Raw genomic sequence first — 24,364 nt, forward strand, 5'->3', positions numbered from 1 at the left:
TGTAATACTTGCTCTTTCATATCTTTCATTCTCCCTTCCTTTTCTTTTGTTACAAAGCTTCTATTATACTAATACGCTTGATAGAAATACGATTAACGCTGTTAATACTACTGCTCCACTTGCTGATCCTACGAAGTCACCTTTTGTTACTTGTAATACTTGCTCTTTCATATCTTTCATTCTCCCTTCCTTTTCTTTTGTTACAAAGCTTCTATTATACTAATACGCTTGATAGAAATACGATTAACGCTGTTAATACTACCGCTCCACTTGCTGATCCTATGAAATCACCTTTTGTTACTTGTAATACTTGCTCTTTCATATCATTTATCCTCCCTTCCTTTTCTTTTGTTACAAAGCTTCTATTATACTAATACGCTTGATAGAAATACGATTAATGCTGTTAATACTACCGCTCCACTTGCTGATCCTACGAAATCACCTTTTGTTACTTGTAATACTTGCTCTTTCATATCATTTATCCTCCCTTTTTATAAGTTATCTATATGTAATTTCTAAGAAATGTTTATTTCATAGTTTTTATGTTAACGTTACATTAAATTTGATAACGTAACGTTTGTAACATTAATGTAACATAACTATTATTACGTTGCAATATAATTACGTAAAATTTATTACACTTTTTTTATAATAACCCTCAAAAACCTTTATTTAATGCGTTTTTCACTTAGTTCACGTTTGTAACATTCGTGTAACATTACAGTCATAAAGTGAAATGTCGTCATATCCCTCTCTATTTTTGTTACAAATCGTTTATTTAGTGACACTAAACCTATCTAATCTTTACTTACTTTTAATATGAGATAAAATACCGTCTTTCCAAGATAAGTTTATATGTTTCCTCTATATAACTATGTATAATAAAAACAAAGAGGTGGTCATTTTGAAATTAATCGCATTAGATATGGATGGTACACTACTATCATCTAATCTTGAAATCTCCAAAGAAAACCTACAAGCAATCCAAACTGCACAAGAAGCTGGTCATATTGTAATGATCTGTTCTGGTCGTGCGAAAGAGGATGCTTTAAAGCTATTGGAAGAATATAAATTATCTCTTCCAGTCGGAGCAAGCAATGGGGCTATTGTTTATGTGGATGGAAAAGTAATTAACTCGCGTTGTATACAAAACGACAAAGTGTACAAACTTGCAAAATTACTAGAATCTGAAGGTTTCCCATATAAGCTATATACGAATAAAGGAGTTTATTCTCCATATACATGGCAAGATCAAGTGATGCAAGCATTCGAAGAAAATAAGCATGCGCTTGATGTTACATTAGAGGAACTTGAACGAATTACAGAAAAGCAAAAGAAATCGAACCTAATTACTGATTTCAAAAAAATAGAAGATGTTGTAAATAACCAAGAACTAGAAATATCTAAATTCTTCATTTTAACGTTTAATGCAGCGCATCGCGCACAACTATTAAGTATATTACAAGAAGATGCTGATATTATGGTTACAGCATCGGCTCCTACTAACTTAGAAATTATGGATAAGAATGGACATAAAGGAAACGGGATACAGCAGATGGCAGCTCATTTTAATATCCCTATTGAAGATACAGTTGCTATTGGTGATAATTTTAATGATGTACCGATGTTAGAAGTAGCAGGCTTATCTGTTGCAATGGGCAACGCTGAAGAAGATGTAAAAAAGCTATGTGATGTTGTAACACTAACAAACAATGAACATGGTGTTGCTCACGCAATCGAGCAATTTGTATTGAAACAAACTTCATCTATTAAATAAAAAAAGGACTCTTTCAATTTGAAAGAGTCCTTTTTTATACGTGATGACAAGCAACAAAATGCTCTGCACCAACATTATGGAATTCTGGTACTATTTTTTTACAAACATCCGTCGCAAATGGGCAACGTGTATGAAAACGACAGCCCGAAGGTGGATTTGCTGGACTTGGAATATCCCCTTCTAGTATAATTCGCTCTCGCTTCACTGTTGGATCTGGTATTGGAACAGCTGATAACAATGCTTTCGTATAAGGATGTAGCGGATTGGTAAATAACTCATCACGCGGTGCTGTCTCCACAATCGTACCTAAATACATAATTCCGATTTTCGTACATAAATGTTCTACTACACTTAAATCATGCGAAATGAATAAATAAGATAATCCCTTTTTCTCTTGTAACTCACTAAATAAATTAATAATTTGTGCTTGGATAGATACATCTAGTGCCGCCACAGGTTCATCAGCTACAATAAATTCCGGATTTAATACCATAGCTCTTGCGATTACGATACGCTGACGTTGTCCACCAGAAAACTCATGGGGATACCGGTCAATATGATAAGGAGCTAACCCACATAACTCCAATACTTCAATTACCTTTTCACGAACATTTTCTTTCGTCGCTAATCCGTGGGCCAACATTGGCTCTCCAAGCGCTTCTCCAATTCTCATTCTCGGATTTAATGAGCTAAATGGATCTTGGAAAACGAGCTGCATATTAGGGCGATGTTTTCTTAATTCATCCTTGGATAAAGAATGAACATCTTTCCCTTTAAACTTCACTTCTCCCTCCGTTTTTTGAACGAGGCGTAAAATTGTTTTTCCTATTGTTGTTTTTCCGCTCCCTGATTCGCCAACGAGACCAAACACTTCACCTTTATTAATAGTAAAACTTACTCCATCAACCGCTTTTACATGCCCAATTGTTCTACTAAATACGCCACCCTTAATTGGAAAATATGTCTTTAGATTTTTCACCTCTAATAATGGTTCAATCATTGTTCCGCACGCTCCTCATATAGCCAGCAAGCTACTTTATGATTTTCATCATTTACATTTAGATTTGGGGCTTCTTTTCCACATATTTCCATACAATGCTCACAACGCCCACTAAAGTAGCAAAACTCACCTAAACCAACTAAATTCGGAACTTGCCCTGGAATAGAATATAGTTTATCTATTCGTTTTCCCATTACTGGTTTTGATTTCAATAATCCTTTCGTATAAGGATGTTTTGGATTTTGGAATATCTCTAGTACTGGGGCTTCTTCAATAACTTTCCCGCCATACATAACGACAACATAATCAGCCATTTCCGCTACGACACCTAAGTCATGTGTAATTAATAAAATCGACGTTTTAAATTCTTCTTTCACTTGTCTTAGTAGATCCAATATTTGAGCCTGAATAGTAACATCAAGAGCTGTTGTTGGTTCATCCGCAATTAATAACTTAGGATTACAACTAAGTGCAACAGCAATCATAATACGTTGTAACATCCCGCCACTCAGTTCATGCGGATAAGAATGGACGATTTCATCAGCGCGGGCTATGCCAACTTTACGAATTAACTCAATTGCCTTCTTATATGCTTCATTTTTACTAAGTAATTCATGCTCCCTTAACGTTTCTACAATTTGCTCTCCTACAGTGAAGACGGGGTTTAGCGATGTCATCGGTTCTTGGAAAATCATCGCAATATCATTCCCTCGTAAACTACGAAGCTCTTTCTCTTTCATTCCTAAAAGACTTTTTCCTTCATATAAAATATCTCCACCTACTACACTGCCTGATTCAGCAATAAGTCCCATAACAGATAACGCCGTTACACTTTTTCCGCAACCAGATTCACCTACAACACAAACAGTTTCACCTTCTCGAACAGAAAAACTAACATGATTCACAGCTTTTACTGTCCCTTCTTCTGTCTGAAAGTGTGTTTGTAAATCTTTCAGCTCTATTACCGCTTTACTCATATCTCCTCACCTACCGTCTCATCTTTGGATCTAATGCATCACGAAGTGCATCACCAAGTAAATTAATTGATACAACTGTTATAAAGATTGCAAAACCAGGCGGAATCCATAACCATGGACGCTTTTGGAAATCGATTAATGAGTTAGCTGCGCTAATCATGTTCCCCCATGATGGTGTAGGTGGAACGACTCCGAGACCTAAGTAACTTAGTGCGGATTCTCCCAAAATAGAACCTGCAACACCTAATGTAGATACGACAATTAAAATGGGTAAAACATTAGGTATTAAGTGATATATAATTTTCCGGTAATCTTTTATTCCTAACACATCCGCAGCTTGCATAAATGCTTGCTCCCTAAGTGATAAAATTTGCCCTCTTACAAGGCGTGCAAGCCCTGGCCAACCTACTAAACTTAAAATAATCATAATGACATACAAACGATAATCAGACGGTACTTTCCACTCTGATAAAATCGCACCCATTATAATAAGTAACGGTAATCCTGGCATCGACATTAAAATATCTGCAAGTCGCATAATAATATTGTCCACAATACCACGATAAAAACCTGCAATCGCTCCTAATAAAGCTCCAAGTATAACCGATAAAACCATTGAAGCTAAACCAATGGTTAATGAAATACGTCCCGCTTGCATAAGCCTTGTTAAAATATCTCTTCCTAATTGATCTGTACCAAGCCAATGAGAAAAACTAGGTGGTTTGTTAATGAGCGCAACTTGTATTTTTCCTGATGCATATGGAGAAAAGAACGGACCGATAAAACAAAATAAAAACATAAAAATTAATGCATAAAACCCTACAAGTGCCATCTTATTTTTCTTTATCTTTTTAAAAGCTTGTCGCCATGGTGATGATTCATTTCTTCTCTTTTTTTCTTTTTTTTCTGTAATTACTGTAACAGTCTCCATTTCTTTCCCCCCTTACTTCAACCGAATTCTTGGATCAACAACTGCATATACGATATCTGCTAAAAAGTTTGAAACGATTGTTAAACAAGAAAGAAACATCGTAAATGCCATCAATACTGTATAGTCACGGAAATTTAATGCTTCTAATTGAATATTACCAATCCCTGGCCAGTTAAAAATTTGTTCAATAATAATTGCCCCAGAAAACAATCCAGGTAATTCAAATGCTAATAACGTAATTGCCGGTAAAATTGCATTTTTTAATGCATGCTTATAAATAACCGTCTTCTCCTTCAAACCTTTCGCTCTTGCTGTTCGTATGTAATCTTGTCTTACAACCTCTAACATACTTGTTCTAAAATAACGAGTTAGCGAGCCGACCCCAAGAAGTGTCAAAATAAATACTGGTAAAATCATATGTTTTGCAACTTCTATCACGTAAGCAAATCCTGTTGAATTACTGCCAACATCAATCATTCCACCTATCGGTAATAACTTAAAGTCAACCGCAAACACCTTAATTAAAAACAAACCGATAAAGAATGAAGGGAATGACATTGCTGCAAAAACACCGATTGTTACAAGTTTATCGAATAAAGAATGTTGCTTCGTCGCCGAGAATACACCGATAATAAGTGCAATTAGCCAAATAAAAAACAATGCAATAATTGCTACACTAAAGGAATTCCAAATAAATTTATTTAATAATGACGTTACAGGCTCTTGATATTGAAGTGAGAAGCCAAAGTCCCCTTGCAATGCATTACCTAACCAATGAAAATAACGCTCAACAATTGGTTTGTTCAACCCATATAACTCCCTCAGTTCAGCTGCTCTTTCCGGTGTAATTTTCGGGTTTGAATCAATATAATCCCCAGGAAGAAGTGCGAACAGGACGAAGATAATAATTGATGTACCAAGCAGTGTAGGAATCATTTGTAACAACCTACGAACAATATATGTTTTCACCCTTTTTCTCTCCAATCTTATGCTTAAAATAGAAGAACATTTTTTCAAAGCGGCACATTACTAACCGAATGAAAAAATGTCTTCTACTTATACATTCTTATCGTTATTTTTCAAATGATAATACTGGTAAGTTTGCACTAATACTGTTGTACTTTTCAGGATCAATTCCTTTTATATTCCCGTTATAACCAGTAATTGTTCTACGGTAGTTTAATAGAATTACTGGTGGATCATCACTTAATTCTTTATACAATTCTTTATAAATAGGTTTACGCTTTTCGATATCTACAGTTTCAATACCTTTTTGAATTAGCTCATCTACTTTTGCATTCTTATAACCAAGACTAGTTTCATTTGCAGTAGACAAATATTCACCAGCTGTTTCACTCGGATCACTTGTAATCGGTGTCGAAACAGAAGCTAAATCATAATCCCCTTTGTTTACCTTAGAAAGCATCGTATTAAAGTCCATAAATTCAGGATTAAACTCTACACCTATTTCTTTATAATTCTCTTTCGCAATCGGAATTAATAAATCACTATCTTTAGCCGAACTTGGACCGAAATAAGAAAGTTTTAATTTTTGACCATCTTTTTCACGAATTCCATCCGAACCAACTTTCCACCCTGCTTCATCTAATAATTTTTTCGCTTTTTCTTTATCGTATTCGTATTTATTAACTCCTTCTTCCGTATAAGCCCAAGAAGTTGGATGAATTGGTACATTGGCTACTGTACCGTATCCTTTTAACGCTGTATCAACATATTTTTTGCGGTCTAATCCGTAAATAAGTGCTTGGCGAACCTTTTTATCCTTTAAGTAAGGCTTATTATTATTCATATAAATATAACTAAATGACGGTGCTGTTTCGATTTGGATATTGGCGAATTCTAAAGCCTTAGCCTGTTCAAGAACCTCATCACCAGTACCTAAGCCAGTATGGTCAACTTCTCCTGTTTGGAATAACTGAAGCTTCGTATCACCAGAAGTAATTTTATAAATGAAGTTTTGAATTTTTGGTTTACCCGCATAATAATTTTCGTTTGCTACAAAACGAACTTCTTGACCTGGAATATACTTTTCAAATTTATATGGACCCGCAGCTAATGGCTTTCCATATAAATCTTTTAAGTAATCTAAGCTTGTATTTTGCTTATAATCTTTTCCATAATAAGCTTTTGATAGTACTGTACCTCCTAAAACAAATATAGCTTGTGAATTCACTTTTTCAGTTGTAATTTTAATTGTTTGTGGATCAACAACTTGAATACCTTCAATTGAAGTTGCTTTTCCTTCCTTATATTCTTTACCACCTTTAACCGCATATTGAGAGATATCTACTTCACCTTCATATGCCTTATCATGTAAAAGCGTCAATGTGAAAGCTACATCATCCGCCGTTAATGGCGATCCATCACTAAATTTCAAATCTTTACGTAAATGGAATGTATATGTTAACTGATCAGAAGAAACGTCCCACTTCTCAGCTAATTCTGGAATTGGTTTCCCTTGTTTATCGGTTGATACGAGAGATGCAAAAATAACTGAAGTTACGTTTCCATCCCAACCATTTTGTTGGAAGTATGGCAAAAATACGCCGCCTGGCTTACTAATACCAACTACTAACGTATCTTTTCTATTCTTCGCTTTGTCTGGCACTTTCGTTTTATCTGTCGCAGCGATCTTTTCAATTTTCACATTTTTTAAATCCTGCTGTTTAACCGGCTCTGTAGAAGCCGCGTCCTCCTGTCCCCCACAAGCAGACAACACAAGCGAACTACTCATTAATACCGAAAATACACCAGCCCATTTTTTTGTCTTTTTCTTCATTGTCCCCACCCTAACTTTTTATGATTATACCCTCTGAACGAATTACCTTATGTATGCCTCCCACAGCAACATTTATAGCCAATCGGAAAAGTCGGTTTTAATCGTAAAAAAATAGACGTTTTTGAGGGGTAACAATCTTATTCCGACCTTTCCGGTAGACTTTATGGTTATTAGCTTATATCGTTCATTATGTTTTGTCAATTCTTTCTAAATAAATATTTTGAGAATTTTTCCAAAATTATCACTCTACATTTATACTTTAAGAAAACTCAGCTATAATTCGTATTAAAAAACTTAAAAAACTTAAAAATCTACTTCTATTCCTTCAACATGAAACATAGAATACTAATAACCAATTACCAAAAAGGGGGCGAAAATATGGACAACCTATTCCAATACGTCCTGCACTACGTATTATTAACAATTATGATAGTCGGAGCGCTATTACTATTCCCGTTCTTCCCAAAGTTCGTCCTCTTTTTAGCTTTTTTTATCATGCTCGGGATCGCTATTATAATTTCAACGAGAGAAGATGCCACGCAAAAAGAGAGCAGGGTTCAGCGCGTAAAGCTGTAACTTTGCTCTCTTTTCGTTTTCATTCACTAGTCTCTTTTATACATATTTATCCCGCTATTTGCCGGGCAGTAAGAACCCCACCTCAAAATTCAGCGAAAGCAAAAGAAGTTAGGTCGGGGTCGGGCTGCCCGTAAAAGCCCTCACTTTATCTCTCGGGAAATAATTAGCCTTTGTTTTTGTGATTACTCCTATTGAAAAGCCACTAATGACATTTATTTTTCACCTTATCATTTCATACGCTTCACAAGCTATGCAAATTGAGGAACACGGATTTATCTAAGTTACTGTTTCACGTGAAACACATCGTTTCATTTAATCTTTAAAGCAAAATATCATTATGAAAAAGCCACTTCCTCCAACAAAACTGAAAGGAAGTGGCTTTCTACTCTTTACTCCACAATATTCTCTAACTCACTATATAACTTCGCTCGTAACAACTCTTTCATCGTTTTTTCCTCATATAATTTTTCAAGTCTTTCAACATCAGCTACATGTTCCATTTCACATTCTATTGCATATATATCTTCTTCTACATGCATTAACTCATTTTCAATCTCTTCAAGATTCCTAGCTTTTTTCTCTTTTACTGGAACCATTTCAACACTCTTTCTCCCTTGGCGTTTTTGCTTTATTACTTGCTTCTCAAGCTTTTCTTCCCATTTTTGACGAGCCCATGCATAGTTTCCTGCAAACTCAAATAATTTACATTCATCAATCCAGTACGTCTTTTCAAATAACTTATTTAAAAAATAACGATCATGTGAAACAGCTAGGATTGTTCCATTATATTGCTCAAGGGCTTCCTCTAAAACTTCCCTTGATTCAATATCAAGATGGTTTGTCGGCTCATCTAAAATTAGAAAATTGATGTCTTGATACATAAGTTGCGCAAGTCTTAACCTCATTTTTTCTCCACCGCTCAGTTGCGTTACTTTCTTAAATACTGCTGGACCATAAAATAAAAACTTAGCCAATATATGTCTTGCTTCTCCTTCTGTTACAGCTACATACTCTCTAAACGCTTCCAATACATTACTCTTCACATTTCCATACGTATGCTGTGATAAATAACCAATTTTGACACTACTACCAATTCGAATTTCACCAACGTCTGGATTTATTTCTTCTAATAGTAGTTTTAATAATGTAGTCTTTCCTGTACCATTACGACCAACGATAGCCGCACGCTCTTGAAAACGAACATGTAAATTCGCTTGTTCAAATAAAGGTCGTCCAGCAAAACCTTTACTCACTTCTTTCATTACAACAACATCTTTCCCGCTTCTCTCTTGCCCTTCAAACTGAAGACCCATCTGTTTTCGTTCTAAAATTGGCCTCTTTAATTTCTCTATACGTTCTAACGCACGTTCCATATTTCTCGCTCTTTTATGCAATCCTTCATTCGGAGGGTTCGCTTGATTTGCCCATTCACGTAGACGCTTAATTGCTTCTTTCATTTTCTTTATTTTCTTTTGTTGCTCCTGATAAGCTTGAAACTCTTGAAGTAATCTTTCTTCCTTCTCCTCAACGAACTGAGAATAATTCGTATGGTACACGTGAATCTCTCCATCTTCCAAATCAAAAATTTTCGTTACAACTTCATCAAGGAAATAGCGATCATGTGAAATAACTATAACTGTTCCAGTGTATTCTTTTAAAAATTGCTCTAACCATTCAACTGCAAATAAATCTAAATGATTTGTTGGTTCATCTAATAGAAGTAAATCTGGTTTCTGCAATAGCATATATGCAAGGCTTACTTTCGTCTGTTCTCCTCCACTTAATTCCGTAAATACTCTTGAAAATAAGTCTGTCACTTGTAAGCCATTTGCTACCTTCATTATATTTGCCTCGATTTCATAACCACCGAGAAATGCAAATTTTTCTTGAATGACTCCGTACCTCTCCATTAGCTTTTCCAAAGCAGATTGTTCCTGTTCCACCGCCATATTTTTTTCTAAAGCATGCATTTCTTTTTCTAATTCCTTTTCTACTTTAAAAGCAGAACTCAATACATCATATACAGTCATAACCTCATCAAACTTCGGAATTTGTGCGACATGACCAATACGTGTACCTTTCTTCATATGGATGGCTCCTGCATCCAAACTCTCCTTTCCCGTTAGAAGTCCAAAGATTGTTGTCTTCCCACTACCGTTACGACCAACTAACCCAACACGTTCACCATTCTTTATTTCAAGCGATATATTTTCAAATATGATGTTTCCACCAAAAGATTTCATTACATTATTTACACTACAAATAGTCATTTTCCGTACTCCTTTCAATATAAAAAACCATGAGAAAGAAACATTCCCCATGGTTTTCGGCATAGAAAAAGGAAGCCAAATAGCTCCCTTTTCACACGTTTATTAAAAATGGGTGAAGAGATTTCTATCGTTCAATAGTCACTATGCAATTGTTAAAAAAGGGCATACGTATCCCGTTAACAACTACATCATGAAAAATCGCACGACAAAAATAAATAAAATCTAAAAATTTGGCACGCGCAGCTAAAGAACGTTTCATCTCATTCACCCCTTTCGTACGGAATTTAATACTTACTTCTTTATTATACTTTCCAATTTCATGTTTGAATAGTCATTTTTCTGAAAATAATGAAGATAGACTAAACATTTCAATAAGTGACATCAAATCTTACAAAACTGTTATGTTCACGTAATGGAAAGCGCTAGTACGAAAAGATGCCTCCCTATACAATAAAGATGTAAACAAGCGAGACAAACAAAAGGAGGAAACAAACATGATGAAAGAAATCGTAAAAGCAATCTTTGAGGTATTAGTGAACGGACAAGCAGTTGTAAAAGAACTAAATGAACTATAAAAAGGAGTGAAGAAATATGATGAACATGGTGAAAATGATTTTACACGCTTTAGTCGATGCAAAAGCAGTTAGCCAAGAATTAAACCAACAATAAAAAGGGGTATATGAATATGAAGAAAGCCATTATTATAATTGCAAGCACAGCAATTACCTTATACACAATAAAAAAGAGAAAAAAGAAAAATAATGAAAATGTTCTATATTATCCATACACACTATTAGAGAAAAAATAAAAGACAAGGTACCCTATCGTAATGAGGATATCTTGTCTTTTATTTTTCCCCTATTCCTTTAGAGGATTTCCTTCTCCTTTTCCCGAATGTATTAAGCGGGATTTTTACACATATTTTAAAGGGGCATATATACAAATGGATACACAACAACTATATTTTTTAAACGATATCGGTAAACAAAAACCAGAAAGTATTCGGAATAGAAGCGCTGCATGTCCATTTTGCGATAAAGAACAATTAACGGATATTTTAGCAACTGATGGTTCTATTATTTGGTTAAAAAATAAATTTCCTACATTACAAGATACATTTCAAACAGTGTTAATCGAAACCGATAATTGCGAAGATCATATCGCAACATATACAGAAGAACATATGAGAAAATTAATGCAATTTTCTATTCAACATTGGTTACACTTACAGAAGAACAAGGAGTTCGCATCTGTGATTTTATATAAAAATCACGGTCCATTTTCAGGTGGAAGTTTGCATCATGCACACATGCAAATTATCGGAATGAAATATGTAGATTATCTTGAAAATATTGAAGAAGAAAATTTCCAAGGGTTAATTGTTCAAAAAAATGAATGCATTGAGCTTAATATTTCAGAGCGTCCCATTATTGGCTTCACTGAATTCAATATAATCATTGATAACATTTCATATATAGATGAAATGGCAAATTACATTCAGCAAACTGTACGTTACATACTGACAGATTTCCATAAAGGATGCAGTAGTTATAACTTATTCTTCTATTACTTAAATGGAAAAATCATTTGTAAAGTTGTACCTAGATTTGTCGTTTCACCATTGTATGTAGGATATAAAATACCGCAAGTTTCTACAAAACTAGAAGAGGTGAAAATACAACTCACGCAGTATTTCACGAAAGAAAAGGATGAAATTATTCATAAAAAAACAGAGTAGGTATAGAAAACCTACTCTTTAATTACACCTTTATTTCGATAGTACACATCTTCTAATCCGATGTTATACTTCATGTTATTATCCGTCCACTCTGGCCCTAAATTCCCTGGCCATCCAGATGTATTCGCTATATATTTCAGTAATGCAAAATCAGTCAAACCTTTTTGCACCCCACGCTTATATCCTTTCATTAAATGCGGCATTGCAATTTGCGCATTTGTACGTGGATCTTTCAGCTCATCATCAGTTAAATGCTCTGGTGCAAGCCCGCCGCCGCGGTGTAGTTGAAACAATCCGAATGAAGTTCCATTATCTCCAACACTTCTTGGATTTAATCGACTTTCATGCTCGGCAATTGCAAGAGGTATCCATTCTGGAAGATTTACTTTCTTCGCTTCCTCTATAATGATTTGTTTCATCTGTTTTGCTTCTTCTGAATCAACATAGCTTGTTCCATTCACTAGCTTATCCATTCCTTCAGACTTTCCTTGGAAATATAAATATACTCCAAGAACAACTAAAAATCCTACAAAGAATTTCTTCACTACCTCTACCTCTTTCTCCGCTGAAATTTGTCCCCTTTCAGCCTTCCCTTTACAATTACCTACATTCTATTACTCTTTTATCATAGCAAATAACTATACATATTATCATCATGCTTTAGACCGATTTTGTGAAAAAACAGCTGGTAAATACGTACAAAAATGTAACTTTCATAGACTATAACGCATTTATTGTATATAATTGTAAACTGAACTCTATATATAGAATAGGAGCATACAAAATGAAAAAATGCCTAACACTCTTGTTCAGCATTTTACTACTCATCCCTACCTACACCTCTGCACAAACATCATCAAAACCAAAAGTACTTGTTTTGTATAGTACACAAGACGATAAATTTTCAAATAATGTCCAAATCCTTAATACTCAATTAGGACATTTTACAAATGATATAACCGTAAAAAACTTAAAAGAAGCAACTTCAATTAATAACGTATCCTCCTATACACATATTGTTTATATCGGTGAAACAAAAGAAGCGTTTTCTGATGAAACGAAACAATTTCTAGAAAACTTCTCCGGCCCTGTATTAGTATTAGGACAAAATGTTGAACAATTATCTAAGCGTTTTTCTTTCATTACTTTGAATAGTGATGATATACGAGTTAATAAAATTGAATATCCAGACAAGAAGCTAAAAAATACCTTAGAGGAGGAACGATTAATTCAATCATTTGATACGAATGGAACTGTGCTTGCTAACGCCTTAAGCTCAAATAACACTAACCCACTAATCGTTCAGCATGAAACATCTTATTATGTTGCAACACCTAACCTCTTTGACTGGATGTCTCATTACGTCGGTGAAATGTTATTTTCTTATTTCAGCCAAAAACCAACGAAAAATAAAGTTGAAGCTTATTTACGCCTTGAGGATGTTCACCCCGCAGCAGATATAAATCAATTGAAAGAAATTGCTGAATTACTAAAAGAGAAAAAGATGCCTTACATGATTACTGTTATTCCAGTATATAAAGATCCAGATACAGGAAAGATAATACATTTAAAAGATAAACCAGAACTAGTTGATCTTTTACGCTCTATGCAAGATGATGGTGCAGCAATTATTATGCATGGTTATACTCACCAATTTTATGACAGTGAAACAGGTGAAGGCTTTGAATTTTGGGATGTAAAAACAGATCAACCAATTCGCCAACCGAAGCATGAAAAACCGAAGACAAAAGATGACTTTCCAAATATAGAGGCATATAACCAATATGTAAAAAAAGGGGAAGAATTCGAGGAAAAATATACGAAAGATCATATCGAAAAAGGAATTCAAGAACTTGTAGATGCTAAACTATATCCTGTTGCCTTTGAAGCACCTCATTACACGATGTCTCAAAAAGGATATGAAATATTATCAAGGTACTTTTCAACTTATGTAGGACAACTACAGTTAAATGATACAACTTGGAAATCCATGCACTCACCATATTATACAAGTACTCCATCATTTTTACATGGAATGAAACTATTGCCTGAAACAGTCGGATTTATTGAAGAAGATACGCCACAAACTACTGCTAAAATGAAAGAGCGTGCTCTATCTGTTTCTAAATTATCCGATGGAGTTATTGGTGCATTCTATCATCCTTACTTAGGTGCGAAACCATTAAAAGAAGTGTTAAAGGATCTAGAAAGTATTCCAAATATAGAATGGATTGATTTACAAAAGGAAAAGAATGAAGTAAAAATGAAAGATATTCATATTACGACGAATAAAGACGGCATTCACGTTGAAAAACCAACCAGTGCGAATGACATAATTGATTATATAAAGCAATATGGCTTCTTCCTTATGCTAGGGTTCGTTATCATTGTCTTTCTTTTATTATTAAAACGTGCGAAAAAATTAGAATCCTAATACAAAACCACCGAGCGGAACGCTTGGTGGTTTTTTGTCCTATATCAAACCATGGCATTTTATTAAATAAATTCAACTTTTACTTTTTCCGTTACATGATTAAAACTATAATTCTCCTATCCTTTCAAATAAAATCGACTTGTATTTTCATATATTGTTTCTGCGACCTTATCAATGGATATGTTTTTTATAGAACTAATTTCCTTTAATACCTCTCGAATCATTCTTGGGTGCGTTATAACATCTTCTTGAAATTCCCACGGACCATCTGTTTCTACCATCATATATTCAAGCGGATAATACGAAACGATTTTTCTAATCTTCTCCTTATGTAAAACATCCGGTGTAATCGAAATATAATAACCATTTTTCATCATCCGTTTCATTGTTTCATCGCTTCCTTTAAACCAATGGAAATGTGCACGTGAAACTTTATATTTCTCTAGCAAATCACATACAATGTCAGCATCTTCATAAACTGCGTGTAATACAATCGGCAAATTATACTTACTAGCTAGTTCTATAAATTTTTTCAATACAGCTATGTATGGATCTGCAGCAATTCTTTCATCTTCTTTTCTCAAATAATAGGGCAAACCTACTTCACCAATCGCAACAATTTCCTCTGCGTTCTGTTCAATAAGTTGATAAATCTGTTCACACTCTTCTTTATGAATCTGTTGCTCTGGATGAAACCCTATCGCTGGATATATAAAGGGATACTTCTTCGCTAAAGATAACGTTTCCTTACAAGATTGATAATTCATAGATACCGCAATAAGCCCCTTTATTTCCTTACTATTTTCCACCTCTTTTAGTAATCTGCTCTTCTCTTCATCCTTATATTGATCAACATGTATATGACTATCAATCCATTTCATCTTTATGCCCCCATAAAAAAACAAGAAAGGAGTTCCTTTCTTGTTTTAGCATCTATATTATTTAACAATTAAGTTTGTTATGATATCAAATAATCCAATACACACTACGGCAACAGTAAAGTAGCTACAGAAATCTTTAATTGGTAACTTCACTACTTCTTCTTTACGCATCCCATTTTTCTCCCTTCTTACTAGATCCCTAATTATTTTTCTATCTGTATCTATTATGCAAAAAATATGACAAATTTACTATCGAATTAACTTACGTAAACCTTACAATGTTGTAAGGTTTAAAAAAGGATCCCCATCTTTATTCAGATGAGGATTATTAAAAATTAGTTGGTTTTTCATTCTTCATTACAAACAGAAAGTAATACATTGAGACTTTCTAGTTACACTATATGAAAATTACTATCTTTTAACTATCGAATTACATTACAGAAGGCTTACATGTTTGTAAGTTATGTGTAATGTAATTCGATAGTTCCCCTTACTTATATTTCGTACAATAAAGTTAGAAAGTAAGCCAAATAAGAAGAACACTCACATAACCAAATTACATTGCTAGTAGCTACTCTTCTTATACCTTTCACCCATGCTACTACAATGTACCCCCTTCCCCTTTATATAATAAAAAAGCCTTAGTCTATATGGACTAAGGCTTTTTTGTTAATCTCAAAAATACCCTTACCCAGTATTTTTATTTTCGACAAAAAATAGCCGGGGGTATATTTCACTATCTCATCGTTAAAAGTTTGCTCTTCGCATTTATAGGAATATTTGCAACCTCAATCTCTTCAATCGATTCACCGTAACGTCCTTTTGCAAAAACCTTTAATGCTTCATCTCTCTTTAACATATGCTTAACCGTTTTCTTTATTTTCTGCTCTCTACCACGTTCATCGAATGCAATAAATTCATATTCATACCACTCATCACCAATATGCTGACCAATTGTATTCACAACCGTATAGTATTCTTTCGTCTTATAAAATGGATTATATTTATCGATAACTGGTCCAAGTTTCGTAGGCAGTAACATTACTACTATCACTATCATCGCTATTATAGTAGTGATCATTTTTTTCTTCATAATAAACATTCCTCCTCTGCAGGATATATATACATCCATTTTAAAAAGGGGGAATAAAATCTACTATTGAATCTCATTACATTACACTTACATTTTTGTAAGAATTAAAAAAGGTGAACGAATTTGCTCGTTCACCTTTTAGCTTGCTTTAAAGCCACCGCCAAGTACATCACGTACATCATGTATAACAACGAAAGCATCTTCATCTACCCGGCTAATAACTTGTTTTAACTTAACAAGCTCTTGTTTATTAATAACAACATATAAAACTTCTTTATTTTTACCAGTATATCCGCCGCGCCCTTCTAATACAGTAACACCGCGTGTCATATTTTTCGTAATAGCTTCACGAATTAAATCTGGTTGATTCGAAATAATCGTAACAGCCGTTTTTGTGTCCATTCCTTCTACAATGAAATCAATCACCTTCGCTCCAATGAACACAGCCACAAGTGTATACATCGCCTTTTCTTGCCCTATTATAAATACAGAACCAGCAATTACAACAATATCAATAATTAGTACGCCTTTACCTACACTCCAACCTAAATATTGATTTGCTAACTGAGCTAAGATTGCTGATCCTCCCGATGTACCTCCGGCTTTGAACATACAACCTAATCCAATTCCCACAAATAAACCAGCAAATAAAGCTGCTAATAATGTATCACTATTTACATGATACTCAATATGTTCTGTAACGTATAAAAACAAAGATGTTTCTACAATCCCTAAAATTGTATAAATCATTGTTTTCTTATCAAAAAATTTATAACCAACAGCTAGTAAAATTGCATTTATAGCAAAGTTCACAATTCCTGGTGACCAATCAAATAAGTAGTACGTAACAACCGTTAAACCAATAATTCCACCTTCCGATAAACGGTTTGGAATTGCAAAGTAATTAATACCAATTGCGAATAATAATGAACCAATTGTAATTAGTGTTATTTCCTTTATACGTTGATTAACCATAGTTCATACCCTCCCCCCATTTGACATTGTATCACTATCTCCTAGAGGTTTAGAAGTGGTTTTTATTCCGCATTTTCCCTCTTAAAAATTGAAATATTATGTTTAAACAGAGGGTTGATTAATTATTCATATTTGCTCTAACTGCACGGACAAATCGCTCCACATTCCCTTTCTGAATATACTTAGCGCGAATGGTTTCATGACTACAAGTAAATTCAAAATACGGATGAAAATCTATGCTATCTATATACAAATATGAATACTCTTTAAATGTTGAAGAATAGTACGGAAATTTCCCGTAAAAAAGGAGACGTCTAGTAGTGGCAACAAAAACCCCATGTTGATACGATAATATAAAATTATCCTTCTCAAATATCCCTACCACAAAAGCCAGAATCTTTTCATCATCATCTACATACTTTTTCATACTCGATAAAAGTTCATTCATGCATATTCCTCCAAATTCTATTCACTGCATTAACACTTGAAAAGAATCCATGGATTATTACAGACCGGTTTAACTCCTTTATAAAGTATGAAACGCGTTTCCTGTCAAAGATATTTCAAAAAAATAATCCGTTATGCGATTATACACATAACGGATTACGATTAAACTGTAGAGCGTTCCACAAGTTCGTATGGAATTTCCAGCTTTTCTTGTTCAGAACTCTCGTCATTCACTTTTCTATGCAACATTTCAAAAGCAGTTTTCCCTATCTCCTTTAAATTTTGATCAATAGTTGTCAATTGTAACACTTGCGAGATAGGTTGATTATCAAAGCCAATAATCGCTAAATCCTCAGGAACTTGAATCCCTAATTTTTCAACCTCTGTCATAACCCCAATCGCAACTTCATCACCTGCTACTATTAATGCTTCAGGAAGATCCTGCATCTCTTTTAACTTATGAGCCACTTTTACACCATCTTCTAGTGTAAAACATTCTGTAAAAATCCATTCTTCATTAACCTCTTCGTCTATAGATTGCAATTGCTGTTTATAAACATCAAAACGCTTTTGACTACTCGGCCCTAATTTTCTTCCCGTACAATAACCAATTTTTTTATAACCTTTCTCAATCAAATAATCCATTCCTAATTGAAAGGCCGCTGAATGATTCGTATATACACTTGAGATGTTTGAAATATCATTGTCTTCACAAGCAATTATTGCGCCGTAAGAAGCATACGGTTCTATCGTTTCCCAATCATTTGCACGTGAACAAATAATAAGACCATCCAATTGTTTTGTTTTTAACATATGTAAACTTTTCATTTCTTCTTTTTTATTATAATTCGTTTGGCAAAGTAGCACCCTGTAATTATGCGCTAACGCAGTCTCCATCATTCCGCTCACCATCGCATCAAAACACGGATGATTAATATACGGTAAAATCACACCAACAATATTCGTTTTTCCTTTTGATAAATGAACAGCATTTGCGTTTTGCGAGTAATTCAATTTCTCAACTATCTCTATAACCGCTTTTCTTTTTTCTTCACTTACATATGGGTGATCATTCAACACTCTCGAAACAGTCGTAACTGAAACTCCCGCCATCTTTGCAATATCTTTAATATTAGCCATACACTCACCTCTACCTTTAACTTAATGAATCTCATGAACATATGTCAAATCTTCTTATCATTACACCTTCATTCGTTTCTCTTACAAAAGTGTAATTTTTCTGTAAGCTAATTCGATAGTGACTTTCCGCAACATTTCATACAATTAAGTCAGAAACAAGGTAACAACTATTCGAAAAGGAGCGGATTAATATGATGAACAAAATGAAAACGAACAATTTCTTACATACAATGGGCATGGTATTTTTCGCTCTTATCGACGCAAAAGCTGTTGCTTCTACATTAAACAAGTGAGGAGAATGTATTATGAATAACATCACTTTTAACAAATTAGATTTTTTAGGACTAGCTAGTGGCTCGATTCTTCTTACTGCTTTTATTTACGCCGCTACGCTTGTATAACTTTGTGTCCCCTTTCCCCTTTATTATAAATAGTAATAGAAAAGACGACCGTCTATGCCCGGTCGTCTTTTCTTATTTTTGATTTGATTGCAAAGCTTCTTTTAACTCCTCAAACTTCTCATTTAATTGATCTGTCATCATTTTCATAGCGGTTTTTCGATCTATTTGTTCTCCAGCCTCAATTTGAATTGGATCTCCAAAAATCAATTGTGCCTTTTTCCCCTTTATTAATTCTTTTACACTTGATGGACCAACATAAGCTGCTGGTACTAACGGAACATTGGAACGCATCGCAATTGTCACAGCACCCGCTTTTAATGAAACATCTTCCGCTGATCTTGTTCCACTCGGAAAAATCCCTACTACCTTTCCTTCTTTTAATAAACGTGATGGAATTTTAAGTGTACTTGGTCCTGGATTCGCACGATCTACAGGGAATGCATTTACATTTTTAAAGAACCAATTTTTGAATTTCCCTTCAAATAATTCTTTTTTGGCCATGTAATGAATTTGAGTTGGATACATCCCTGTAGCTAACATTAATACATCCATAAAACTTGTATGTGTACATGCAACAACATAGGGTCCACCTTCTGGTAGCTTTTCTCTTCCTTGTACTTCTACTTTCCCAGCTGTTTTAAATATATATTTCAACAAAAATGTAATTGGTTTATACATTTATTTCGTTCCTTTCTAAACATCCGAAGTATAATCATATTCTTATAACAATTATAACACTAAGTTTTAGGAGTTGGTAATAAAATTAAGGATGAATTGTTAAATTTCAATTCTTACAAAAGTGTAATTTTCTTGTAAGCTAATTCGATAGTTACTTCTTACTATATTTCATACAATTAAGTCAGAAACAGGGCAACAATTATTCGAAAAGGAGTGGATCAATATGATGAACAAAATGAAAACGAACAATTTCTTAAATACAATGGGCATGGTATTATCGGCTCTTTTCGATGCAAAAGCTGTTGCTTCTGCATTAAACAAGTAAGGAGAATGTATTATGAATAACATTACTTTTAACAAATTAGATTTTTTAGGATTAGCTAGCGGCTCTCTTCTTCTTACTGCTTTCATTTACGCTGCTACGCTTGTATAACTTTGTGTCCCCTTTCCCCTTTATATAGAAAAAGACGACCGTCTATGCCCGGTCGTCTTTTTAATTTTTTCTTTCTTTCAATTCTTTTAAAAGCTGTATTAGCTCAGCTTGTTGTTTTATCTTTTTACGACCATTTCGATTAATTGCTGCAAGCTCACAGGCAACTCCGACGGCGAAGAAAAACAATAAACTTTCTAACATGTGAAATCCTCCATTTGCCTATTAAACAGCTTGACGTAATTGTTCTTCTTGTAAAACTCTCTTATTTATATTTTCTTCTTTTCTCTGACAAACGTTATTGCGAATAAGCGCTGCAATAACAAGTACAGTCCCTATAATATCAAACATTGTGATTTGATACCCTTGCATCATCATAATAGCTAAAGTCGTAATTGGTACAAAATTAATAAATAAAATCCCATTAATGGATGATAAAATTTTCACACCATAGTTCCAAGCAAGTAGCGCTACAATACCTGGCAATGTCATCATGAATAACAAATCATATTTCACAATAGAAATCGTTCCCATACTCGGAACTGAAATATATCCAAGCGACGTAATAATTACCGTTATAATTCCTGTAACAGTCGTACCGAATACACACGTCAACGTAGAATAACGTAACGTTGACCAATCACTACAAGTTTGACCACCCATCGTATAAATAACCCACCCTACAACACCAATAAATATAAATGCTAATGGGAACATATTATCTTTCAATGTTACAAAGAAACTCATGTCACCTTTTGTAATAACAAACACAGCTCCTACAAAAGCAATAACCATACTCGTTATCATATACTTCTTCGGTTTTATATGCTTATATCCCCATAAAATACAAATAGAAATCATCGGCATAAGTGCTTCCATAATGGAAGCTACCATTACACCCGACTTACCCATTAACATTTGCCCTAAAAATATGAGGACATTATATACTGTAAATGCCATCGTTCCAAAAAAGACGAGTAACTTTCCTCTTCCCTCTAAACAAAATGCCTGTTTTCCTTCTTTCACTAACAACAATACAATCAGCATTATCGCCACTGCTCCATAGCGAATAAGCGAAAAATAAAATGGATCTATGTATTCTAGCGCATGATCAGCAACTGGAAACATCGCTCCCCATGACATACTCGCAATTAAACACGCCAAAGCCCCTATTATCATTTGACCTCTTCTCACCGCAATCCCCCGTTTCTTTCTATTTGCACAAAGAGAATTGTAAAAGAAAAAATATATCACGTAAAATGATTCAAAATGATGTTAACTATCATTTATAATGATAGTTAACATCAAGGGGGATTACAAAATGGAATTAAGAGACTTACAAATCTTTAAAAGCGTTGCCGATCAGGGTAGTGTAAGTAGCGCAGCAAAGGAATTAAATTATGTACAATCAAATGTAACTGCACGTATTAAACAACTAGAAAACGAATTAAAAACCCCACTCTTTTACCGCCATAAACGAGGAATGACTTTAACAGCTGAAGGAAGAAAAATGCTCGTTTATGTTAGTAAAATTTTGCAAGATGTCGACGAACTAAAACAAGTATTTTTAGATAGCGAAACACCTTCTGGTATATTAAAAATCGGTACAGTCGAAACAGTAAGTACACTGCCTACCATTTTATCTTCTTACTATAAAAGCTATCCGAATGTCGATTTATCATTACAAGCGGGTCTAACAGAAGAATTAATTAGAGAAGTACTTGATCATCAATTAGATGGCGCCTTTATATCAGGTCCTATTAAACATCCACTAATCGAACAATACGATGTTAGTACAGAGAAATTAATGCTTATAACACAAAATAAAGCCTTTCATATAGAAGAATTTACAACAACGCCTCTACTCGTTTTTAACCAAGGATGTGGATACCGCTCCAAACTAGAACGTTGGCTTAAAGACGAAGGTTTGCTACCAAAAAGAATTATGGAATTCAATATATTAGAGACAATATTAAACAGTGTTGCACTCGGTCTCGGAATTACACTCGTACCACAGTCTGCTGTCCATCATCTTTCTAAAGCAGGTAAGGTACATTGTCATGCAATCCCTGAAAAATACGGCAGTATTTCAACGGTTTTCATACGCCGTAAAGATAGCTATATGACGAATTCAATGCGTAGTTTTTTAAAAACAATTGAAGACCATCATCATATCAATATGCTGTGAAAGACATTCTTACATGAATGTCTTTTTTTCTTACAAAAGTGTAAGTCTTTCGTAAGCTAATTCGATAGTTGGAAGTATCCATATTCCCTATAATTAAGACATAAGCAGGGCAACAACTATTCGAAAAGGAGCGGATACGCATGATGAACAATATGAAATCAAATAAATTTTTAAATACAATGGGCATGGTGCTATCCGCACTTGTCGATGCAAAAGCTGTTGCAACTACATTAAACAAATAAGGAGAGATTATAATGAACAACATTACTTTCAACAAATCAGACTTTATCGGACTTGCAAGTGGAGCTACTCTTCTTACGGCTTTCATTTATACACTTGCTCAAGGTCTTATTTAACACTTTGTTTCCCCAAACCCCTTTATATATAGAAAAAGCTGCTCGTCTTATAGACAAGCAGCTTTTTAGTTTGTCCCGCTTTAATGGGCAGTAAGACCCCCTCCTCAAAATTCAGCGAAAGCAAAGAAGTTAGGTGGGGGTCGGGCTGCCCATAAAAGTCCGATTGGTTCAACTAATAATCAGTGGGGGATGAAGAACCCCCACACTGATTAAAGTTTCACTTTATTTCATATACAATTTGACCTGTTTTCGTAATATCATATCCGCCAATCGCATTTAATTCATTATGAAATTCTTCCGATTGCAGAATGTCTTTCACAACTTCAATCAGCTCTTCATTTTCTTTATTCTTCAAAATTACTAAATCATACTGTTCTTTCATGATTGGAATAAAGTCCACATTTACAATTTGCGAAAACTTTTCTGAACCTACTCCTACATCAGCTTTTCCATTTGCAACTTGCGTGGCAACACCAAGATGATTCGATTCTTCCCATTCATATCCACTAATATCAGCTTTATTTAATTTTCGGATTCGTAATTGTTCATCCACTAACACTCTAATACCAGAACCCTTTTCTCGATTCACAAACTTTATAGTGGACCCGGATATGTCAGCCCATGTCTTTATTTTCTTCGGATTTCCTTTTTGAACATAAAACCCTACATTTCTGGACAATAAATTAATCATAAGACATGGCTGTCCTACTAAAATACGTTTTACGTAAGGAATATTATATGTACCCGTTTCACCATCAAACAAATGCAAACTAACGATACTTCCTTCTCCTTGATACATTTTCACTAAACTCGTTAAGCTACCTTGATACGCTCTTAAAACATTAGAACTTGGCAAACGATTTTCTATACGTTTAGCTAACATATCTAACGTTAGTTCTTGACCACTAATAATACACGTGTTCAAGATACTACTACCATCGTTTTTCACAGGATTAACTTGTACTTTCCCTGTTTTCATTTGCTTTATATATTGATCTAAATCTGCTGCATCAATGCGCATCTGTCTACCAACTCTATAAGAAGGAAGTTCTCCTTTTTTAATTAAGTCGTATACAGTTAATTTTGATACTTTTAATCGCTTTGCTACTTCTTCCGTTGTGTAGGAATGATGATCCATAGACGATTCCTCACTTTCTCCTTTCATTGTAACAAAGAAAAGAATATTTCTCCTATTTTTTAAAAATAGACATATGTTCAAATTATATTCAATTATAACTAGTTATATTTAGTTATATTTAGTTATAATTAGAT

The 24,364-nt window shown here is 34.2% G+C and carries 29 protein-coding genes; 9 read left to right on the plus strand and 20 right to left on the minus strand.

Annotated elements, in window-relative coordinates:
- Window positions 1-63 precede the first annotated feature (63 nt).
- From ACTFRM_RS29045 to ACTFRM_RS29055, 3 genes are read right to left on the minus strand one after another with little or no spacing between them, the layout of a single operon-like run.
- Window positions 64-180, minus strand: a complete 117-nt coding sequence (locus tag ACTFRM_RS29045) for a DUF3948 family protein (protein WP_000654250.1) — start codon at window positions 178-180, stop codon at window positions 64-66.
- Window positions 181-214: 34 nt separating this feature from the next.
- Entirely contained in the window at window positions 215-322 is a 108-nt protein-coding gene (locus ACTFRM_RS29050) for a DUF3948 family protein (RefSeq protein WP_429778124.1), read from the minus strand.
- A 43-nt stretch (window positions 323-365) separates the two neighbouring features.
- On the minus strand, window positions 366-473 hold the full coding sequence (locus ACTFRM_RS29055) for a DUF3948 family protein (RefSeq protein WP_000664237.1): 108 nt from the start codon (window positions 471-473) through the stop codon (window positions 366-368).
- A gap of 431 nt (window positions 474-904) precedes the next feature.
- Here ACTFRM_RS29055 and ACTFRM_RS29060 point away from each other — a divergent pair, with 431 nt between their 5' ends.
- Window positions 905-1,777 (plus strand): Cof-type HAD-IIB family hydrolase, encoded by an 873-nt coding sequence (locus ACTFRM_RS29060; protein ID WP_000766420.1) that lies wholly within the window; start codon window positions 905-907, stop codon window positions 1,775-1,777.
- 34 nt (window positions 1,778-1,811) lie between these two features.
- Here the strand turns inward: ACTFRM_RS29060 and ACTFRM_RS29065 are convergent, their stop codons facing one another.
- The 5 genes from ACTFRM_RS29065 to ACTFRM_RS29085 all read right to left on the minus strand — a co-directional run bounded on the left by ACTFRM_RS29065 (window position 1,812) and on the right by ACTFRM_RS29085 (window position 7,485).
- On the minus strand, window positions 1,812-2,777 hold the full coding sequence (locus ACTFRM_RS29065) for an ABC transporter ATP-binding protein (RefSeq protein WP_000572377.1): 966 nt from the start codon (window positions 2,775-2,777) through the stop codon (window positions 1,812-1,814).
- On the minus strand, window positions 2,774-3,754 hold the full coding sequence (locus ACTFRM_RS29070) for an ABC transporter ATP-binding protein (RefSeq protein WP_173601048.1): 981 nt from the start codon (window positions 3,752-3,754) through the stop codon (window positions 2,774-2,776). Before ACTFRM_RS29070 ends, ACTFRM_RS29065 begins: the two co-directional genes overlap by 4 nt.
- 10 nt (window positions 3,755-3,764) lie before the next feature.
- On the minus strand, window positions 3,765-4,685 hold the full coding sequence (gene opp4C / locus ACTFRM_RS29075) for an oligopeptide ABC transporter permease (RefSeq protein WP_000451077.1): 921 nt from the start codon (window positions 4,683-4,685) through the stop codon (window positions 3,765-3,767).
- A gap of 12 nt (window positions 4,686-4,697) precedes the next feature.
- Entirely contained in the window at window positions 4,698-5,654 is a 957-nt protein-coding gene (locus tag ACTFRM_RS29080) for an ABC transporter permease (protein WP_000860748.1), read from the minus strand.
- A gap of 103 nt (window positions 5,655-5,757) precedes the next feature.
- Entirely contained in the window at window positions 5,758-7,485 is a 1,728-nt protein-coding gene (locus tag ACTFRM_RS29085; protein ID WP_000730692.1) for an ABC transporter substrate-binding protein, read from the minus strand.
- 378 nt (window positions 7,486-7,863) lie between these two features.
- Between ACTFRM_RS29085 and ACTFRM_RS29090 the strand changes: the two genes are divergently transcribed.
- Window positions 7,864-8,061, plus strand: coding sequence for a hypothetical protein (locus tag ACTFRM_RS29090; protein ID WP_000369254.1), 198 nt, complete (start codon window positions 7,864-7,866; stop codon window positions 8,059-8,061).
- Between the two features lie 389 nt (window positions 8,062-8,450).
- Here ACTFRM_RS29090 and abc-f read toward each other — a convergent pair whose 3' ends face one another.
- Both abc-f and ACTFRM_RS29100 read right to left on the minus strand, forming a co-directional pair.
- Window positions 8,451-10,382, minus strand: a complete 1,932-nt coding sequence (gene abc-f / locus ACTFRM_RS29095; protein ID WP_002025206.1) for a ribosomal protection-like ABC-F family protein — start codon at window positions 10,380-10,382, stop codon at window positions 8,451-8,453.
- Between the two features lie 73 nt (window positions 10,383-10,455).
- Entirely contained in the window at window positions 10,456-10,590 is a 135-nt protein-coding gene (locus ACTFRM_RS29100; RefSeq protein WP_000830643.1) for an RAxF-45 family protein, read from the minus strand.
- A 420-nt stretch (window positions 10,591-11,010) separates the two neighbouring features.
- Here ACTFRM_RS29100 and ACTFRM_RS29105 point away from each other — a divergent pair, with 420 nt between their 5' ends.
- Both ACTFRM_RS29105 and ACTFRM_RS29110 read left to right on the plus strand, forming a co-directional pair.
- Complete coding sequence (locus tag ACTFRM_RS29105) at window positions 11,011-11,139, plus strand: hypothetical protein (protein ID WP_002023099.1); 129 nt, start codon at window positions 11,011-11,013, stop codon at window positions 11,137-11,139.
- A 135-nt stretch (window positions 11,140-11,274) separates the two neighbouring features.
- On the plus strand, window positions 11,275-12,069 hold the full coding sequence (locus ACTFRM_RS29110; RefSeq protein ID WP_000381026.1) for a DUF4931 domain-containing protein: 795 nt from the start codon (window positions 11,275-11,277) through the stop codon (window positions 12,067-12,069).
- An 11-nt stretch (window positions 12,070-12,080) separates the two neighbouring features.
- On the opposite strand, the gene ACTFRM_RS29115 is transcribed toward ACTFRM_RS29110, so the two are convergent.
- The gene (locus ACTFRM_RS29115; protein ID WP_000713249.1) at window positions 12,081-12,614 is read right to left on the minus strand and encodes a transglycosylase SLT domain-containing protein; all 534 of its coding nucleotides are present in this window, start codon (window positions 12,612-12,614) and stop codon (window positions 12,081-12,083) included.
- 239 nt (window positions 12,615-12,853) lie between these two features.
- On the opposite strand from ACTFRM_RS29115, the gene ACTFRM_RS29120 reads away from it, so the two are divergent.
- Window positions 12,854-14,503: a DUF2334 domain-containing protein gene (locus ACTFRM_RS29120; protein WP_000710597.1), complete on the plus strand. Its 1,650-nt coding sequence runs from the start codon at window positions 12,854-12,856 to the stop codon at window positions 14,501-14,503.
- A 116-nt stretch (window positions 14,504-14,619) separates the two neighbouring features.
- Here ACTFRM_RS29120 and ACTFRM_RS29125 read toward each other — a convergent pair whose 3' ends face one another.
- From ACTFRM_RS29125 to ACTFRM_RS29145, 5 genes are all read right to left on the minus strand, one after another.
- The gene (locus ACTFRM_RS29125; protein ID WP_000871100.1) at window positions 14,620-15,384 is read right to left on the minus strand and encodes a TatD family hydrolase; all 765 of its coding nucleotides are present in this window, start codon (window positions 15,382-15,384) and stop codon (window positions 14,620-14,622) included.
- A gap of 736 nt (window positions 15,385-16,120) precedes the next feature.
- Window positions 16,121-16,477 carry a YxeA family protein gene (locus ACTFRM_RS29130; protein WP_000728422.1) on the minus strand — a complete coding sequence of 119 codons (357 nt, stop codon included), beginning with the start codon at window positions 16,475-16,477 and terminating at the stop codon, window positions 16,121-16,123.
- A gap of 138 nt (window positions 16,478-16,615) precedes the next feature.
- Entirely contained in the window at window positions 16,616-17,452 is an 837-nt protein-coding gene (locus tag ACTFRM_RS29135; protein WP_000248045.1) for a YitT family protein, read from the minus strand.
- A gap of 118 nt (window positions 17,453-17,570) precedes the next feature.
- A complete protein-coding gene (locus ACTFRM_RS29140; RefSeq protein ID WP_001004246.1) occupies window positions 17,571-17,900 on the minus strand; it encodes a PH domain-containing protein in 330 nt (109 codons plus the stop codon).
- Window positions 17,901-18,061: 161 nt separating this feature from the next.
- On the minus strand, window positions 18,062-19,039 hold the full coding sequence (locus ACTFRM_RS29145) for a LacI family DNA-binding transcriptional regulator (RefSeq protein ID WP_001273903.1): 978 nt from the start codon (window positions 19,037-19,039) through the stop codon (window positions 18,062-18,064).
- A 305-nt stretch (window positions 19,040-19,344) separates the two neighbouring features.
- Between ACTFRM_RS29145 and ACTFRM_RS29150 the strand changes: the two genes are divergently transcribed.
- Entirely contained in the window at window positions 19,345-19,440 is a 96-nt protein-coding gene (locus ACTFRM_RS29150) for a DUF3948 family protein (protein ID WP_001059999.1), read from the plus strand.
- Between the two features lie 72 nt (window positions 19,441-19,512).
- Here the strand turns inward: ACTFRM_RS29150 and ACTFRM_RS29155 are convergent, their stop codons facing one another.
- The gene (locus ACTFRM_RS29155) at window positions 19,513-20,118 is read right to left on the minus strand and encodes a lysophospholipid acyltransferase family protein (RefSeq protein WP_000277778.1); all 606 of its coding nucleotides are present in this window, start codon (window positions 20,116-20,118) and stop codon (window positions 19,513-19,515) included.
- Window positions 20,119-20,455: 337 nt separating this feature from the next.
- On the opposite strand from ACTFRM_RS29155, the gene ACTFRM_RS29160 reads away from it, so the two are divergent.
- Window positions 20,456-20,551, plus strand: a complete 96-nt coding sequence (locus ACTFRM_RS29160) for a DUF3948 family protein (RefSeq protein ID WP_001060007.1) — start codon at window positions 20,456-20,458, stop codon at window positions 20,549-20,551.
- Between the two features lie 60 nt (window positions 20,552-20,611).
- Here ACTFRM_RS29160 and ACTFRM_RS29165 read toward each other — a convergent pair whose 3' ends face one another.
- Both ACTFRM_RS29165 and ACTFRM_RS29170 read right to left on the minus strand, forming a co-directional pair.
- Entirely contained in the window at window positions 20,612-20,752 is a 141-nt protein-coding gene (locus ACTFRM_RS29165) for a YrzO family protein (RefSeq protein WP_000894065.1), read from the minus strand.
- A 21-nt stretch (window positions 20,753-20,773) separates the two neighbouring features.
- Window positions 20,774-21,742, minus strand: coding sequence for a DMT family transporter (locus tag ACTFRM_RS29170; RefSeq protein ID WP_002182372.1), 969 nt, complete (start codon window positions 21,740-21,742; stop codon window positions 20,774-20,776).
- Window positions 21,743-21,869: 127 nt separating this feature from the next.
- On the opposite strand from ACTFRM_RS29170, the gene ACTFRM_RS29175 reads away from it, so the two are divergent.
- Together ACTFRM_RS29175 and ACTFRM_RS29180 are read left to right on the plus strand one after the other, a co-directional pair.
- Window positions 21,870-22,736, plus strand: coding sequence for a LysR family transcriptional regulator (locus ACTFRM_RS29175; RefSeq protein ID WP_000423031.1), 867 nt, complete (start codon window positions 21,870-21,872; stop codon window positions 22,734-22,736).
- A gap of 254 nt (window positions 22,737-22,990) precedes the next feature.
- Window positions 22,991-23,092, plus strand: coding sequence for a DUF3948 family protein (locus ACTFRM_RS29180; protein WP_001060017.1), 102 nt, complete (start codon window positions 22,991-22,993; stop codon window positions 23,090-23,092).
- A 217-nt stretch (window positions 23,093-23,309) separates the two neighbouring features.
- Here the strand turns inward: ACTFRM_RS29180 and ACTFRM_RS29185 are convergent, their stop codons facing one another.
- Entirely contained in the window at window positions 23,310-24,230 is a 921-nt protein-coding gene (locus ACTFRM_RS29185; RefSeq protein ID WP_002180310.1) for a substrate-binding domain-containing protein, read from the minus strand.
- Between the last annotated feature and the right edge of the window lie 134 nt (window positions 24,231-24,364).

Origin of the sequence: Bacillus cereus group sp. MYBK227-1 (assembly GCF_051916325.1) — a bacterium.
Taxonomy (GTDB): Bacteria; Bacillota; Bacilli; order Bacillales; family Bacillaceae_G; genus Bacillus_A; species Bacillus_A cereus.